We start from the raw sequence: 15,024 nt of genomic DNA on the forward strand, positions 1-15,024 counted from the left end.
TAAGGAGAAAAAATTGAGCTCCAAAAATCGTATCCTGACCTGCCTGGTTCTGCTCGCAGCAATCGTAGGATTTGCAGGCTGCAAAAAGAAGACACCGCCCCCCACCAGCACCGCTCCCGAGGTCAACGCACCGGCGCCCACGGCCCAACTCACGGCAACGCCGACGACCATCACTGCCGGGGACCAGGTTGTGCTGTCATGGCGCACCTCCAACGCTACCAGCGTATCGATTGACGGCGTGGGCGATGTCCCCAGTTCCGGCGTAAAGACGGTAACGCCCAGCGAGTCGACCAGCTATCACCTCGTCGCCCGAGGCGACGGCGGCTCCGCGGACGCTACAGCACGCGTTACGGTCAATCCTGTGCAGAACGCGGTTGCCGTCAACAACGATATGTCGTCCTCCAATCTGACCGAGGAGGAGCAGTTCAAGGCAAATGTCCAGGACATCTTCTTCGACTATGACAGCTACGACGTCGGCAGCAATGCCTCCGGCGCGCTTTCCAAGTCGGCCGCATATTTGGCACAGCACCCCAACATCAAGGTTCTGATCGGCGGATATTGCGACGAACGCGGTTCCAACGAATACAACCTTACCCTTGGCCAAAGCCGCGCGACCTCGGCGAAGAACGCGCTGGTTCAGGCAGGCATCGCAGAGAACCGCATCCGCGTCGTCAGCTACGGCAAGGAAAAGCCCTTCTGCACCGAGTCGACCGAAGAATGCTGGCAGCAGAATCGCCGCGCCGGCTTCTCCATCGATCGGTAGAACACGCAGATCCGCTTGACCCAACACATCGGGAAATCCTCCGCACCATAAATACGGAGGATTTCCCGATAAACTATCTGTACATGCGACAGCTAGGGTTTTAGTCCTCCTGCCGCGCTCCATTTTTCGAAAAGACTGCGAGAATCCCGATGCATCGTTATCCCGTTCACCGCGTTGTGCGCTATCGCCTCCCAGCTCTTCTGCTGGCCGCTGTGTTGATGACTTCGCTGCCCGCGCACGCAGCTTCCAAGGAAATCATTGAGCTGCAGACTCAAGTCCAGCAGCTCCTCGACAGTATGCAACGTTTGCAGTCCACGGTGGACTCGCGCTTCGGCCTCGTGCAGCACCTGGTCGAGCAAAGCACAGACAGCATCAACCAGATGAACGCCACAGTGACCGCCATGCAGCAGAAGCTGAATGCTCAGAGCGAGGCGACCAACGGGAAACTCGACGCAGCCTCCGGCCAGGTCCAGTCGCTCAACGACTCTCTTGACGAACTCAAGTCACGCATCAGCAAGCTCGACAAGGAACTTCAGGACGTTCAGGGCCAGTTGCAGACAATGCAGGCCCAGTCCGCTGCCGGCGCAGCAGGAGCCGGGACGCAAGGCTCGCAGCAGCCAGGCCAGCCGGCACCCGCTGACGGTTCCGGCGCCCCCGGGCAACCTGCCGGACAAGCTGGGCAACCTGCTGCCACTCAAGCGCCACCGTTGCAGGATACCTACCAGAGCGCACTGCGCGACTACAACGCCGCGCACTACGACGTTGCATCTTCCGAATTCAACGACGTGATGCAGTACTATCCCAATGATCCGCTGGCCGGAAATGCCCAGTTCTACATCGGTGAAATTGCGTACCGTCAGCAGAAATTCAAGGATGCAGTCAAAGCCTACAACGCGGTCCTTGAGAACTTCGGCGGCAGCCCCAAGGCTCCCGCGGCGCAACTGCGCAAAGGCCTCGCATTGCTGCAATTGAATCAAAAGGATTCAGGCATACATGAGCTGCGCTCTCTCATCCAGCGCTATCCGCAAACCCCCGAAGCGCTCCAGGCGCGCAGCAAGCTCAATGCCCTTGGTGTTCGCATAAATCCCGCGTCGCGGTAAGGAATTGTGAACTAATTCTTATGAGACAGCTGGGCGCGCAGGCTTGATAGTCCGCAGCATTACCTTCGCGCCATCTTTCATGCGCAGCTGCATTCTCGTCCACCAGCGGACCATGGGGTTCAGCCCCAGGTCCGCAATCGCGATGGCCAGCGAAAGAGACTTTGACTTTCCAAGATCCTGTAACAGAACCTTGTAATCGATTCGCTCCTGCTCCGTAAACAGCGGCGAATCGATAGCGTCAGCAAATCCGACTGCTTTCGCGCGCATATTGCTTGTAAGCGGCGCAATGCTCCAGCCGCGCTTTTGATACTCAGGAATCAGCGTGTGCTTGTAGATGGAGATGGTCGTCATCACTTCCGACATCTTGCGCTTCGCTCTCACGCCTTGCGCATCATCCCACACGCGATAATTCGATAGAACTTTGGGCGCGTAAACATTACCCCAGCCCGCTGCAGCCATGCGCAGGCACATATCCCAATCTTCGCACGTACGCCAGTCAAGGTTCGGAATGTAGTAATTCACTTCGCGCAAAGCTTGAGCCCTGTATAGGATGCAATTCGCTGCCGTGCGATATCCGCTCGCGTTGCTTCTCAAAGCCTCTTCCGGCGACTCGTAAGTTTTGCTTCGAGTCAACCGTCGGATGCGGGGACGCCGGTTGTCCTTATCCAGCTCGCCCACGTCGCAATGCGCAAATCCAGCCTGCGGATGCTGGAGCATCAACTCGGCAAGCACGCGAACGTAGTCGGGCTCAAGTCGATCATCGGAGTCCAGACGAACGATCAAATCCGTCTTCGGTTGAGAGAGCAGCCAGCTAAGATTTCCCGGCAGCGCAAGATTTTTCGGCTGCCGATAGTATCTGATCTGAGGATATAACTTGCATATCTCCGCCATTACCGCCGGCGTATCATCCGTGCTCGCGTCATCCGCGACCCAAAACTCCTGGATCGGATAACTCTGCGCCAAGGCGGACTCGATGGAGCCTTTAAGATACTGGGATTGATTGTATGTGCCAATGCAGATCGCGACAGATAACGAGGTTGATCCCGGCTGCTCAATGGGTCGTATCATCGATCTCTCCCGCGTTGGCTATGTCGCTAAGAAATGCAGAAAATCGGACTGACATATAGGGTGTCGCAACTAAGTCGATTATATATGGACCGATAACGATCTTCAGAGACAACAAAGGCCCCGCCTGAAGCGGAGCCTCTGTCGAAAACGCTCCTACCTACTGGAGGCCGGCCATCACCTTGTCCAGCACGTCTTTCCCTGGTCGGATCACCGACTCAGGCAACGAGCTGAGCGGCTGATCGACTAGGTTGAGCAGATCGGTAAACGTCGGCTTCTCCGTGTCGACATAGAAAACGCCGGTAAGCACTTCGCCCTTTTCGTGAGCTTCCATCAGCGTCTTAACCGCCCCGATCCTGTCGGACGGATCGAAGTCTTCGCGGATCTTGCGCAGGCGGAGATGAGAACCATCGTGCATGCGAACATCTTTCGTCGTGCCAGGGTCATACTCAACTTCGATATCCTCGAAGACGGGCACAAAGCCCAGCTCATTGATCGGCTCGTCGTGCTCCTGCATGAACTTGTAGCTCTTGGTTGAGCCCTCATGATCGTTGAAGGTCACGCAGGGGCTGATCACATCCAGCATCACCGTGCCACGATGTGCAATCGCAGCCTTGAGCATGGTGAGCAACTGCTTCTTGTCGCCCGAAAATGAGCGGCCAACAAACGTTGCGCCAAGCTGGATCGCCAGCGAGCAGGTGTCGATGGGCGGAAGGTCATTGATTACGCCGGTCTTCAGTTTTGAGCCCAGATCGGCCGTCGCGGAAAACTGGCCCTTCGTGAGGCCATACACGCCGTTATCTTCAATGATGTAAATCATTGGAAGATTGCGCCGCAGCAGGTGAACAAACTGCCCCATACCGATCGAAGCCGTATCGCCGTCGCCTGAAACGCCAAGCGCGAGCATAGTGTGATTGCCCAAAATCGCTCCGGTCGATACGGAAGGCATACGGCCATGCACGCTGTTGAAGCTGTGTGCGCGGTTCATAAAATAGGCGGGGCTTTTCGAAGAGCAGCCGATGCCCGAAAGCTTCATCACCCGCTCGGGCTGCACGCCCATCTCAAACATCGCGTCAACAATGCGCTCGGAGATAGCATTGTGGCCGCAGCCTGCGCAGAGAGTAGTCTTGCCGCCGCGATATTCGAGCACCGGCAGACCGAGACGGTTAACCTTGGGGCCAGGAGTGCTTGATGGTGTTGCTGTCGCTGTTGCCATGAACTAGAGGCCCTCCTTGGTAACAAGTTCGCTGGTCACGAATTCCGCGTCGATCGGCAATCCGTTGAAATGAAGAATGCTGCGCAGCTTCGTGATCTGCTCCGCCGGAAGATCGAGCTTCAGCAGGCTTGCCAGTTGCGCATCGCGATCCTGTTCGACCACATAGATGCGCTCATGCGAAGCGACGAACTCGTGTATCTCCTCCGCGAAGGGAAACGCCCGGATGCGCAGGTAATCGATATCGAGGTCGTAAGCCTTCTTCACTTGATCAAGGGACTCGGTAATGGCATAGTGCGAGGTGCCATAAGCGATGATGCCGATCTTCGAGGCGCCATTCCTCTCGATCACCGGAGCAGGAACCAGCTTGCGCGCGTTCTCAAACTTGCGAGAAAGCCTTTCCATCACTTCCACGTACTCGTCGGGCTTCTCCGTGTAGCCGGATTTGGCGTTGTGTCCGGAGCCACGCGTGAAATAAGCAGCTTTGGGATGGTCCGTGCCGGGCAGCGTACGCCATCCGATGCCGTCGCCATCCACATCCTCGTAACGGCCAAAGCCGCCCAGCCGATTCAGGTCCTCTGCGGTGAGTACCTTGCCGCGATCCAGGGGCTTGTCAGGATAAGTAAATGGCTCGGACATCCAGTTATTCATGCCCAGATCAAGATCCGAAAGCACGAAAACCGGTGTCTGCAACCGCTCGGCCAGATCAAAAGCGTCATGGGCAAACTCGAAGCACTCTTTCACCGAACCCGGCAGCAGAACGATGTGCTTGGTATCGCCATGCGAGAGGAACGCGGTCGAGAGCAGATCGGCCTGCGAAGTGCGCGTCGGCATTCCCGTCGAGGGTCCGCTGCGCTGCACGTCAAAGATGACGCCGGGAATCTCCGCAAAATAGCCAAGCCCCGAGAACTCCGCCATCAACGAGATACCTGGTCCCGAAGTCGCCGTCATCGAACGCGCGCCCGACCAGCCGGCTCCAAGAACCATGCCGATAGCAGCAAGTTCATCTTCAGCCTGAATCACGGCAAAGGTAGCCTTGCCTTCCTCGGTCACGCGGAACTTCTTCAGGTACTCAATCGTTGCCTCCACCACTGAGGTCGAAGGCGTGATCGGATACCACGCAACCACCGTCACTCCGGCAAATACCGCGCCCAGTCCGCAAGCGGCATTACCGTCGATGATGATCTTGCCCGTGGTGGCGTTCATGTGCTCGATGTAGAAGGGATCCTGCTTGGTCAGCTTCTCCGCAAAATAAGCCGCACCGGCCTTCACCGCGGCAAAGTTCAGGTCGAGCGCCTTCTGCTTCTTGGCGAACTGCTTCTTCAAAGCCGCCTCGACACAGTCCATGTCGATATTCAGCAGTTGGGCCATCACGCCCACATAGACCATGTTCCGAACCAGCTTGCGCAGCTTGGCCTCAGGACAAACCGCTGCCGTAATCTTGTCGAAGGGGACCGGATAGCAGACCACATCGTCGCGGTACTGTTTCAGATTCAGGCTTTCTTCGTAAACCGCAACACCATGCCCTGGAAGGGCCAGAATATCGTCCTTGGCTGTTTCGGGGTTCAGCGCAACCAGCAGATCGATGTACTGGCGGCGCGCGACGTATCCGTCTTTGCTGGCGCGGATGGTGTACCAGGTGGGAAGTCCGGCAATATTTGAGGGGAAGAGGTTCTTTCCGCTAACCGGAACACCCATTCCAAAAATGCTCTTCAGCAGAACGCTGTTGGCCGATTGCGAGCCGGACCCGTTGACCGTTGCGACCTGAATGCTGAAGTCATTTACGACGCGATTCTGAGCGTCCTGTACCGCTGTTGTGCTCTGCACTTGACCCAGAGCTAGGTCTCCAATCGCCATGTGGCGGGATTCCCTTCAATTGAAATTCCAGAAAGACCGACTCTTTCTCTCAGCCACCAATTATAGTCACTTAGCAGTAGATATGTCCGAATCCGGACCCAAGTGGTTACTGCTCAGATGGATACAAGTAACCTGCACGGCTGCATTTCACGGGTAGTCTCAGTATGCGGACCGATAAGGTCACGAAACTCAAAAACCTATAAAAAGCATCGAAAGATTTTGCAATAGATGGCCGCTGTTTCCTGATTTCTGCCGCTCTAATTCCTGATTTGGGACAGCAATTGCTCGACCTCTGCCCGGATCTCGGATGTCAATGGCAAAAGAGGGGAACGAGCTTTTCCCCCAAAATAGCCATTGAAGTCGCAGGCATACTTGATTCCGGCAATGCCGAGCTTGCCGCCGATCACGTTGCTGGCCTCAGCAATGTGTTTCTGTCTATCCGCAGCCAACTGATCGTCGTGTTCCTTCCACGCGGTGTAGATCTCCTGGCATGCCTGCGGTGCACACGTAGCAAAACCAAGAATGGCCCCGCTCGCACCCGCTTCCAGAGACTCCTTCAGGGTCCCCGCGGAACCGGTCAACACCTGAAAGCCAACCTCGCGGGTCCGCGTTTTTCTCGCTGGAGCAGGAGGCGCTGCGGCTAAAGCAACCCCGCCTTCGCCACTCGAAGCCAGCCCGTCGGCCGAGATGAAGTTCCCAGAAGCCGCCGGTTTAGGAGCCATCATCCGCCCGGTAACCGCCTCGAAGACAGGCGTAACTGTAACCGTGCGACGAGGAGCCAGGCGCGTCGCCTGCACCGCATTCCGCACTCGCTCCACACTCCCGCTCGACTCCTTGAGGCCGATAATATTCGGGTGCTGAGCCAGCTCTGCGACTACTTCCAGCGGAATCTCAGCCTCCGTGAACTTGGGAATCGAGTAGAGAATCACTGGCAGCGCCGAGCGATCGGCAACAGAACGAAAGTAATGCAAAAGCGCTGCCCCTGTAAGCTGCGGGCGATAGTAGCAGGGGTTGCGCACCAGCACGGCGTCGTATCCGGACCTCGCCGCAACCTCCGCCAGCTCCAGCGTCGCCTTCACGCTCTCGCGTCCAATGCCTGCGATCAGCACTTTCTCGTCGGCTGCGTTCTCAGCCGCTACGCGCAAGACTTCCCTGGTCTCCACGTCGTCAAGCGCCACAGCTTCGCCCGTCGAACCGAGGACCACCAAGCCCGACAGAGCAGTCAGCGAAAGCCGCGAGACATTGAACTCCAGCTTCTTGAAATAAATCCGTTCGTCTGGATAAAACGGCGTCGTGATCGGAGCGAATATACCTTCCAGCAGCATGAGTTTTATTTTAGAGCTATCACCTGTCGCGGTGTCTTCTCAATCACAGGAATCCACCTGAGCAACCTGCACGAACATGCGGCGTTTCGCGTTGTGACCGCTTCGCGTACACTTTAGTCACCAACTGTACCGACAGGATCAGCATGAATCCCGAAGATGTCGAGATGTCCGTCGAAAGCGATGAGATCGAGATCCAGGAGGAAGAGGAAAAAGCCTCCAATCTCGCCGAACAAGCACTTTGGGTCCTAATTCACATGCTGCTGGCTATCGGCTCCTGGGTGGCGATGATTCTATCCGTCAGCCTTGCGCGGCCCGAAAGTGTCCCGGTGATCGTCACCACGGCGCTGTCTTTTTCGGTTCCATTTCTGGTGGGCAATGTATTCACCCGTGTCAAGCAAAACGACATGGCGCCGTATACCTGGCTGGTTGGGCTGATCTGGTTTCTGATCATCTGCCTCTGGATTCTGGACATGCCCACCGGGCCTAACCAGTGCTACCACTGCGACGCCTCGCAGAAGCTCTATCTGACCTTTTTCAGCCTCACGGAAGATAGCGGCCTCATCGATGGCCAGGGGCGTTTCGTCGGCACCTGGCCGGCCGTGGCATGCATTGGCTACGGCATCGGCTCCCGGTTCGCCCTCAGGCGCAAGTCATAGCCGTCTGTTCGATTGGTCTACACCTGGGCGAACATCTCAACGGTTGGAACGAATTCCTTTGCCGATTCGTTCTGTGTCTATCCCCCATCTCTGGAGGAACCCGCCGTGAAGCCCAGAACCCTCTATCTGATTCTCTGCGTCCTGGGAGTCGTCCTGCCCTACTGGCAATTCGTTCCCTGGCTGGCGGAAAACGGCACGAACTTCCCGCTATTCTTCCACCAGCTCTTCGCCAACCGCATCAGCGCCTTCTTCGGTATGGACGTGATCGTCTCCGCAGTCACGCTGATGATCTTTGTTCGCAGAGAAAGAAGCCATCTCTCCGCCACCGCCCGATGGCTTCCGCTCATTGCCGTCCTCACCGTGGGCGTCTCCCTGGCGCTGCCGCTATTCCTCTATCTGCGCGAACGGCGCCTCGACAGGACTGCGATTCAGGCTGTTTAGCCTTGCGCTGTAACGCCGACCGGATGCAACTCCTGCAGCGAAACCACCGAAGTCTGCCGTCGCTGCATCGCCGCAATACCCTCGGCAGCCGCTTGCGCTGCTGCAATCGTAGTAATCGTTGGAACCCGCGCTAGCACCGCAGCACGCCGAATCGCCTTCTCGTCAAAGATCGTGTCCTGCCCGCGCGGTGTGTTGATGATCAGTTGAATGCGGTCGCCCTTGATCAGATCGACCACGTTCGGACGACCTTCCTTCACCTTAAAGACGCGCTCGACACTCATCCCAGCCTGTTCCAGCACGTTGGCCGTTCCCTCGGTGGCGACCAGCCGAAAGCCAAGCTCGACATACAGTCTCGCCAGCAACGTCGCAGCCGGTTTGTCATGATCGTTCACACTGAAGAAGATCGTTCCCTCAGAAGGTAAAATCTGGCCAGCCGAGAGTTGCGCCTTGGCAAAGGCTTCGCCGAAGTTATCGGCCACACCCATCACCTCGCCAGTCGACTTCATCTCCGGGCTCAGCACCGTATCCGCGCCTGGGAACTTGTTCCACGGGAAGACCGGAGACTTTACATAGAAATGCGGTCCTGGATCAAGATCCAGCGCTGACTCGACATGCCCCGGCAAAAACTCGCGCAGCTTGCGCCCGGTCATCAACCGCGAAGCAATCTTCGCCAGCGGCACGCCCGTAGCCTTCGAAACATACGGCACCGTCCGCGACGCGCGCGGATTCACCTCGATCACATAGACCTGATCGTTATCGTCCGCATCCCTCTGAATCGCGAACTGCAGATTGACCAGTCCGACAACTTTCAGCGCAAGCGCCAGCTTGCGCGTGTAGGCGCGAATCGTCGCCAGCGTCTCCGGACGAATGCTCACCGGCGGCAACACGCACGACGAGTCGCCCGAATGAATACCGGCCTCTTCAATGTGCTGCATGATCGCCGCGATGACGACGTCCTTCGAATCGCAAAGCGCGTCCACATCGACCTCAACCGCCGACTCCAGGAAGTGATCCACCAGCACCGGGCGATCCGAAGAGTATTCAACCGCCGTAGTCATGTACCGCGCCACTTCCTGCGCGTCGTACGCGATCACCATCGCCCGCCCGCCAAGCACATACGAGGGCCGCACCAGCACCGGATACCCGATACGCTCGCCCACCGCCAACGCCTCTTCGACAGACGTCGCCGTCCCGCCGCTCGGCTGCGGAATCTGCAGCTCTTCCAGCAGCTTGCCAAACCGCTTGCGGTCCTCCGCAAGATCAATCGACTCCGGCGAAGTCCCGATAATCGGCACGCCAGCCTTGCGCAGCCGTTGCGCCAGATTGAGCGGGGTCTGCCCGCCAAACTGCACAATCATCCCAATCTCAGCGCCCGACTTCGCCTCATGCTCGTAGATCGCGAGGACATCTTCCAGCGTCAGGGGCTCAAAGTACAGCCGATCGGAAGTGTCGTAATCCGTAGAAACAGTCTCCGGATTGCAATTCACCATGATCGTCTCGTAGCCGTCTTCCTTCAACGCAAACGCCGCATGGCAGCAGCAGTAATCGAACTCGATTCCCTGCCCGATGCGGTTCGGCCCGCTGCCCAGAATGATGATCTTGCGCATCGCGGTCGGTGGCGCTTCATCCTCTTCGTCATAGCTCGAATAGAAGTACGGCGTATGCGACTCAAACTCCGCCGCGCACGTATCCACCAGCTTGAAGATCGGCCGGATGCCATGCGCATAGCGCAGTTCCCTCACCTGCTGGATACCCTCGTGCCCCGCCAGCTTCCACTCATTCGCGATGCGCTCATCGCTCAACCCAAGCCGTTTGAACTTGCGCAACTGCATCGGCGTCACTGTCTCCGGCGACAGCGTCCCAACCAGCTTCTGCGCCTCGCAAATCTCACGAATCTGATACAGGAACCACGGGTCCATCCCCGTATAACGCGCCACCTCGCGCACGCTCAATCCGCGCTCAAATGCAAATCGGATATAGTTCAACCGCTCCGGCTGCGGCGTCACCAGCCGCTGCGTTAGCCGCCGCGGTTCCAGCTCCTCGCTACCGGTCTTTTTGCCGGTCTCCAACGAGCGCAGCGCCTTCATCAGCGATTCCTTGAAGGTCCGTCCAATCGCCATCACCTCGCCGACCGACTTCATCTGCGGCCCCAGCGTGTCGTCCGCACCAGGAAACTTCTCGAACTGCCACTTCGGAATCTTGGTTACGACGTAATCAATCGTCGGCTCAAAACAAGCCGGCGTCATGCGCGTAATGTCGTTGGGAATCTCATCCAGCGTGTAACCCACCGCCAGCTTCGCCGCAATCTTCGCAATCGGAAATCCCGTAGCCTTCGAAGCCAGAGCCGACGACCGCGAAACACGCGGATTCATCTCAATCACCGTCATGCGTCCGTTCGCCGGATTCACCGCAAACTGCACATTCGACCCGCCCGTCTCCACGCCAATCTCGCGCATCACCGCAATCGCCGCATCGCGCATCTTCTGGTACTCGCGATCGGTCAGCGTCTGCGCCGGGGCAACAGTAATCGAGTCACCGGTATGCACGCCCATCGGGTCAAAATTCTCAATGGAGCAGATGATGATCACGTTGTCCGCCAGATCACGCATCACCTCCAGCTCATACTCCTTCCAACCAAGCACCGACTCTTCAATCAGGCACTCATGCACCGGCGACAGGTTCAGCCCATTCGACAGAATCTCGATCAACTCTTCGCGGTTATATGCAATGCCACCGCCAGAGCCGCCCAGCGTAAAGCTCGGCCGGATCAGCACAGGGAAACCATTCTTCTGCGCAAAGTCCATGCCGTCGCGCAGATTATTCACCAGCATGGACTTAGAAACATCCAGGCCGATGCGCACCATCGCATCCTTGAAGAGCAGCCGGTCTTCAGCCTTCTTGATCGCCTCAAGCTTGGCCCCGATCATCTCCACGCCGTATTTGTCGAGAATGCCCGCATCCGACAGATCCACGGCCAGATTCAGCGCCGTCTGCCCGCCCACCGTAGGCAGCAGCGCAAACTTGCCCGAGCCTGGTCCAAGCATCGCCGCCTCGACGCGAATAATCTCCTCGACATAAGGCACCGTCAGCGGCTCGATATAAGTGCGATCCGCCAACTCCGGATCAGTCATGATGGTCGCCGGGTTCGAATTCACCAGCACCACCTCAAACCCATCCTGCTTCAGCGCCTTGCAAGCCTGCGTCCCGGAGTAATCAAACTCCGCCGACTGCCCAATCACAATCGGCCCCGAGCCGATCACAAGTATCTTCTGGATGTCATTTCTGCGTGGCATTCTTCTTCTGTTTTCCTTACTTCAAACTTGATGTGCCGTCGTCGTTGCCTTGAAAAGTTGCGGCTTTAGTTGTTAGTCTTGTCGATCACGTGAATAGTCTTTGCTTTGAAAAGGCGCGGATTGGCCCGTCTGAGATGCCGTCTTGCTCGACGGCGTTTGATTGAAAACTCCCTGATTGTCTTTGCTTTGAAAGGGCGCGGCTTTAGCCCCCGAGGGAATGAATCCAAATCAAACTCACCATTCGCCGATGAATACGGATACTGCCGTGCCTGTTCTACAAGCCGAGCCTTAACCGGATTGCGCGCAATATACGCCAAATGGGTTCTGTAATCCTCGTCATCCCTAATGCGATGATCCGAAAACCCTGCCACCCAAACCTCGCCCATCCATCCCAACTCCCGCTTCGCCCGAAACGAAAATCCACCCTTCAAGCACTGCACCGCAAATTCAAGACTTGCTCGCGGTGTGATCAAAACATGAAAATGGTCGGGCATCAAAACAAATCCATGCAACAGGTATCGCTCGGGCCGATAGTTGTACAGCGTCTCGAGGAATAGCTTTGCCCATCGCTCATGCCGAAAGAACGACCGACGTTCCGCAGTATTCGAGGTAACGAAGTAAGTTTGCCCATTATTGGTGGCAACCTCTCGCTTCGGTATCATGCACTCCCTCGGGGGTTAAACCCTACTTGATCTCACACAAATCGGCGCGGCGAAAGCCGCGCCCTTTGCAAGCCGAAATTCAACAATCTATCCCTTCCACTCATCCATCATCTTCCGGAAATCCCGAAAGAGATACTGCGAATCATGCGGCCCCGGCGCAGCTTCCGGATGATACTGCACGCTGAACAGCGGCAGCGTCTTATGCCGCAATCCCTCCAGCGTGTTGTCATTCAGATCCACATGCGTCAGCTCAACCTCGTTGGCATTGATCGACTCCGGATCGACAGCAAAGTTGTGGTTATGCGCCGTAATCTCCACCTTGCCGTTGGTCAGGTTCTTCACCGGATGGTTCCCGCCATGATGCCCGAACTTCAACTTGTAGGTCTTGCCGCCAAGCGCGAGACCAGTGAGCTGATGTCCCAGGCAAATCCCAAAGATCGGCGTTCGTCCCATCATTTCCTGGATCGCCTTCACGGCGTAGTCCACCGGCTCCGGATCGCCCGGCCCGTTCGACAGAAAGACGCCATCCGGCTTCAGCGCCAGCACCTCATCCGCTCGCGTCTCCGCCGGAACCACCGTCACCCGGCAGCTCTCGCGCGTCAACATGCGCAGAATGTTCAGCTTGATCCCGAAATCGTAAGCCACCACATGAAGAAGCGGCTTTCCTGACTCTTCCGGATTCGTCCCCCGCAACAGCTTGTCCGAAGTCTGGTTCCGCACATCCGCATCGTCGAACGCAAACGAAGTCTTCGTCGAAACAACCCGCGCCAGATCCGTCCCATCCATCCTGCGAATAGACCGCGCCTTGGCGACCAGCTTTTCAACGTTCGTCTCGGCCGTGGAGATGACCCCGCGCATCACGCCATGCGTGCGCAGATGCCGCACCAGCGCACGCGTATCGATCTCCGCAAGCACCGGAACCTTGTAGCGCTCCATGTACTCGTCCGTGACCTGCTCAGAGCGCCAGTTGGAGCTAACTGCGGAGAACTCGCGCACAATCAGCCCCTCGATATAAGGCTTGGCAGCCTCATTATCGGCCTGATTGGTGCCGTAGTTCCCAATTTGTGGATTGGTAAGGACTACGATCTGCCCCGCATAAGACGGGTCAGTCGCGATTTCCTGGTATCCAGTAAGTGAAGTATTAAAGACCACTTCGCCCAGGCATTCACCCGGAGCGCCGTACCCTTCGCCCGTAAAAAAGCGCCCGTCTTCGAGCGCAAGAGTCGCCTGCATCGCGTCTCCCAGGAGTGGATTCAATCGATTCTAGCAGGTTTGGCAGGTTGCTCGCAGAACCGGCTCGAAACATCCCTTCAACGACGTCAGGCAGTCTTCGCGATGGCCTGAATTAAAGCTTGAGAAATACGCCTTTGCGGTAGAAAGGCCAGACCAACAGCAAATTGAACAAGACAAAAAGAACTGCGTACAGCAGCGAAGCATTGTTGGGCGCGAGAAAGCGTGCAAACGCATCATAGGCATAAGCCGGCAGTCTCAGCAGCTCACCCTGAGACGAGTAGAGAAAGATCCGCGGAGCAAGCGCATTCGCGATCGTCGTAAATGCAAAAGCAAGAATCGCATTCGTCCCAAAAACGCGCGCAGGCACACAGAGCTTTTCAAGCCATGCGGAACACGGTTCGCGATCCAACATCCGGTGCAGCAGCGCCAGAGCAACAAGACAAAAACCGTCCGCAAGCAGCGTGTAGCTCGGAGTCCAGATCTTCTTATTGATCGGGTAGATCGGATTGAGCGCTACACCAGCCAGCGCCAGCACCGCACCGCCCGCAACATACACAAAGAGTTTCCGAGACCGAGTGGAGGATGAGCGCAGAAAATCTCCCGCCAGGATGCCAAGGATGAGATTCGTGGAAGCCGTGAGCGTCGTAACCGTGCCGTCGGGATCCCACCAATAATTACCCCAGGGCCACAGATGGTTCGTGCCAAACAGGAATCTGTCCACAAAGCCACCCATATTGCCAAAGGGATCAAGATGCCCAGCGCCATACCCCGGCACGGGAATAAACCGCATCAGGACCCAGTCTGTTGCAATCAGAACCAAAGATGCCACAGCCAGAACCGAAACATTGGAGCGAAAGCCTCCTTCGCTACTCGCGCGGCCGGTAAAGCAATGCAGCAGACCGCCTATGGAGAGACAAACCGCAATATGCTGCAAAATTCCGGGAATCCGCAAATAACGCAGCGAAAAATCCGGAAAGCCATTGAGGATCAGGCCAAGCACGATCAGTCCAGCGCAACGCTGGAGCGTATGAACAGCAAGCTGCACCCGCGTCGCCCCACGCCGGATCCGAGCCGCGAACGAGAACGCCAGAGACACACCGATCACAAACAGAAACGCCGGCGCGATCATATCGGTCAGCGTAACGCCGTTCCAGAGCGCATGCGTCAGTTGCGGATAAACGTGATCGTAGCTGGCAGGATTGGTAACCAGGATCATGCCCGCCACGGTGAGCCCCCGGTAAACGTCAATCGAAAGCAGGCGAGGTCGCTGAGCGTCAGTCTCGGACGAGGCAGACAGAGAGGGCGCAAGTTGCGTGGCAGGCATAAGCTGAAATGTCCTCAGGCCAGCCAATGTAGCACGGTACAATCGCGCTGCACAATCGTTTGCGCAATGCCGTCCCGATATTCACCAACTGC

At 57.1% G+C, this 15,024-nt stretch carries 12 protein-coding genes; 4 read left to right on the forward strand and 8 right to left on the reverse strand.

Features of this window, described 5'->3' with window-relative positions:
- Nucleotides 1–13 precede the first annotated feature (13 nt).
- Both pal and ybgF read left to right on the forward strand, forming a co-directional pair.
- Nucleotides 14–763 (forward strand): peptidoglycan-associated lipoprotein Pal, encoded by a 750-nt coding sequence (gene pal, locus OHL23_RS11875; RefSeq protein WP_263352096.1) that lies wholly within the window; start codon nucleotides 14–16, stop codon nucleotides 761–763.
- A 149-nt stretch (nucleotides 764–912) separates the two neighbouring features.
- A complete protein-coding gene (ybgF, locus tag OHL23_RS11880; RefSeq protein ID WP_263352097.1) occupies nucleotides 913–1,863 on the forward strand; it encodes a tol-pal system protein YbgF in 951 nt (316 codons plus the stop codon).
- Nucleotides 1,864–1,881: 18 nt separating this feature from the next.
- On the opposite strand, the gene OHL23_RS11885 is transcribed toward ybgF, so the two are convergent.
- From OHL23_RS11885 to OHL23_RS11900, 4 genes are all read right to left on the reverse strand, one after another.
- Nucleotides 1,882–2,931 carry a glycosyltransferase gene (locus tag OHL23_RS11885; protein ID WP_263352098.1) on the reverse strand — a complete coding sequence of 350 codons (1,050 nt, stop codon included), beginning with the start codon at nucleotides 2,929–2,931 and terminating at the stop codon, nucleotides 1,882–1,884.
- A 157-nt stretch (nucleotides 2,932–3,088) separates the two neighbouring features.
- Nucleotides 3,089–4,144, reverse strand: coding sequence for a 2-oxoacid:ferredoxin oxidoreductase subunit beta (locus OHL23_RS11890; protein ID WP_263352099.1), 1,056 nt, complete (start codon nucleotides 4,142–4,144; stop codon nucleotides 3,089–3,091).
- Between the two features lie 3 nt (nucleotides 4,145–4,147).
- Entirely contained in the window at nucleotides 4,148–5,998 is a 1,851-nt protein-coding gene (locus OHL23_RS11895; RefSeq protein WP_263352100.1) for a 2-oxoacid:acceptor oxidoreductase subunit alpha, read from the reverse strand.
- Between the two features lie 257 nt (nucleotides 5,999–6,255).
- Nucleotides 6,256–7,323 (reverse strand): dihydrodipicolinate synthase family protein, encoded by a 1,068-nt coding sequence (locus OHL23_RS11900; protein ID WP_263352101.1) that lies wholly within the window; start codon nucleotides 7,321–7,323, stop codon nucleotides 6,256–6,258.
- 143 nt (nucleotides 7,324–7,466) lie between these two features.
- Here OHL23_RS11900 and OHL23_RS11905 point away from each other — a divergent pair, with 143 nt between their 5' ends.
- Nucleotides 7,467–7,979: a hypothetical protein gene (locus OHL23_RS11905; RefSeq protein ID WP_263352102.1), complete on the forward strand. Its 513-nt coding sequence runs from the start codon at nucleotides 7,467–7,469 to the stop codon at nucleotides 7,977–7,979.
- Between the two features lie 105 nt (nucleotides 7,980–8,084).
- Nucleotides 8,085–8,420: a DUF2834 domain-containing protein gene (locus OHL23_RS11910; RefSeq protein WP_263352103.1), complete on the forward strand. Its 336-nt coding sequence runs from the start codon at nucleotides 8,085–8,087 to the stop codon at nucleotides 8,418–8,420.
- Here OHL23_RS11910 and carB read toward each other — a convergent pair.
- From carB to OHL23_RS11930, 4 genes are all read right to left on the reverse strand, one after another.
- Nucleotides 8,417–11,713, reverse strand: a complete 3,297-nt coding sequence (gene carB / locus OHL23_RS11915; RefSeq protein ID WP_263352104.1) for a carbamoyl-phosphate synthase large subunit — start codon at nucleotides 11,711–11,713, stop codon at nucleotides 8,417–8,419. The two genes, OHL23_RS11910 and carB, sit on opposite strands and share 4 nt — an antisense overlap.
- A 65-nt stretch (nucleotides 11,714–11,778) precedes the next feature.
- Nucleotides 11,779–12,375, reverse strand: coding sequence for an REP-associated tyrosine transposase (locus OHL23_RS11920; protein ID WP_317891678.1), 597 nt, complete (start codon nucleotides 12,373–12,375; stop codon nucleotides 11,779–11,781).
- An 87-nt stretch (nucleotides 12,376–12,462) separates the two neighbouring features.
- Nucleotides 12,463–13,608, reverse strand: coding sequence for a glutamine-hydrolyzing carbamoyl-phosphate synthase small subunit (carA, locus tag OHL23_RS11925; protein ID WP_263352106.1), 1,146 nt, complete (start codon nucleotides 13,606–13,608; stop codon nucleotides 12,463–12,465).
- A 112-nt stretch (nucleotides 13,609–13,720) separates the two neighbouring features.
- Nucleotides 13,721–14,932, reverse strand: a complete 1,212-nt coding sequence (locus OHL23_RS11930; RefSeq protein ID WP_263352107.1) for an acyltransferase family protein — start codon at nucleotides 14,930–14,932, stop codon at nucleotides 13,721–13,723.
- Nucleotides 14,933–15,024 lie beyond the last annotated feature (92 nt).

It is taken from the genome of Acidicapsa acidisoli, from assembly GCF_025685625.1.
In the GTDB taxonomy this organism is placed as follows: Bacteria; Acidobacteriota; Terriglobia; order Terriglobales; family Acidobacteriaceae; genus Acidicapsa; species Acidicapsa acidisoli.

What these genes read in the sequence shown, in the direction of transcription:
- OHL23_RS11885 (WP_263352098.1), bottom strand. Translation starts at nt 2,931, where the DNA reads ATGATACGACCCATTGAGCAGCCGGGATCAACCTCGTTATCTGTCGCG.
- OHL23_RS11920 (WP_317891678.1), bottom strand. Translation starts at nt 12,375, where the DNA reads ATGATACCGAAGCGAGAGGTTGCCACCAATAATGGGCAAACTTACTTC.
- OHL23_RS11930 (WP_263352107.1), bottom strand. Translation starts at nt 14,932, where the DNA reads ATGCCTGCCACGCAACTTGCGCCCTCTCTGTCTGCCTCGTCCGAGACT.
- carB (WP_263352104.1), bottom strand. Translation starts at nt 11,713, where the DNA reads ATGCCACGCAGAAATGACATCCAGAAGATACTTGTGATCGGCTCGGGG.
- ybgF (WP_263352097.1), top strand. Translation starts at nt 913, where the DNA reads ATGCATCGTTATCCCGTTCACCGCGTTGTGCGCTATCGCCTCCCAGCT.
- OHL23_RS11890 (WP_263352099.1), bottom strand. Translation starts at nt 4,144, where the DNA reads ATGGCAACAGCGACAGCAACACCATCAAGCACTCCTGGCCCCAAGGTT.
- OHL23_RS11895 (WP_263352100.1), bottom strand. Translation starts at nt 5,998, where the DNA reads ATGGCGATTGGAGACCTAGCTCTGGGTCAAGTGCAGAGCACAACAGCG.
- OHL23_RS11900 (WP_263352101.1), bottom strand. Translation starts at nt 7,323, where the DNA reads ATGCTGCTGGAAGGTATATTCGCTCCGATCACGACGCCGTTTTATCCA.
- carA (WP_263352106.1), bottom strand. Translation starts at nt 13,608, where the DNA reads ATGCAGGCGACTCTTGCGCTCGAAGACGGGCGCTTTTTTACGGGCGAA.
- OHL23_RS11905 (WP_263352102.1), top strand. Translation starts at nt 7,467, where the DNA reads ATGAATCCCGAAGATGTCGAGATGTCCGTCGAAAGCGATGAGATCGAG.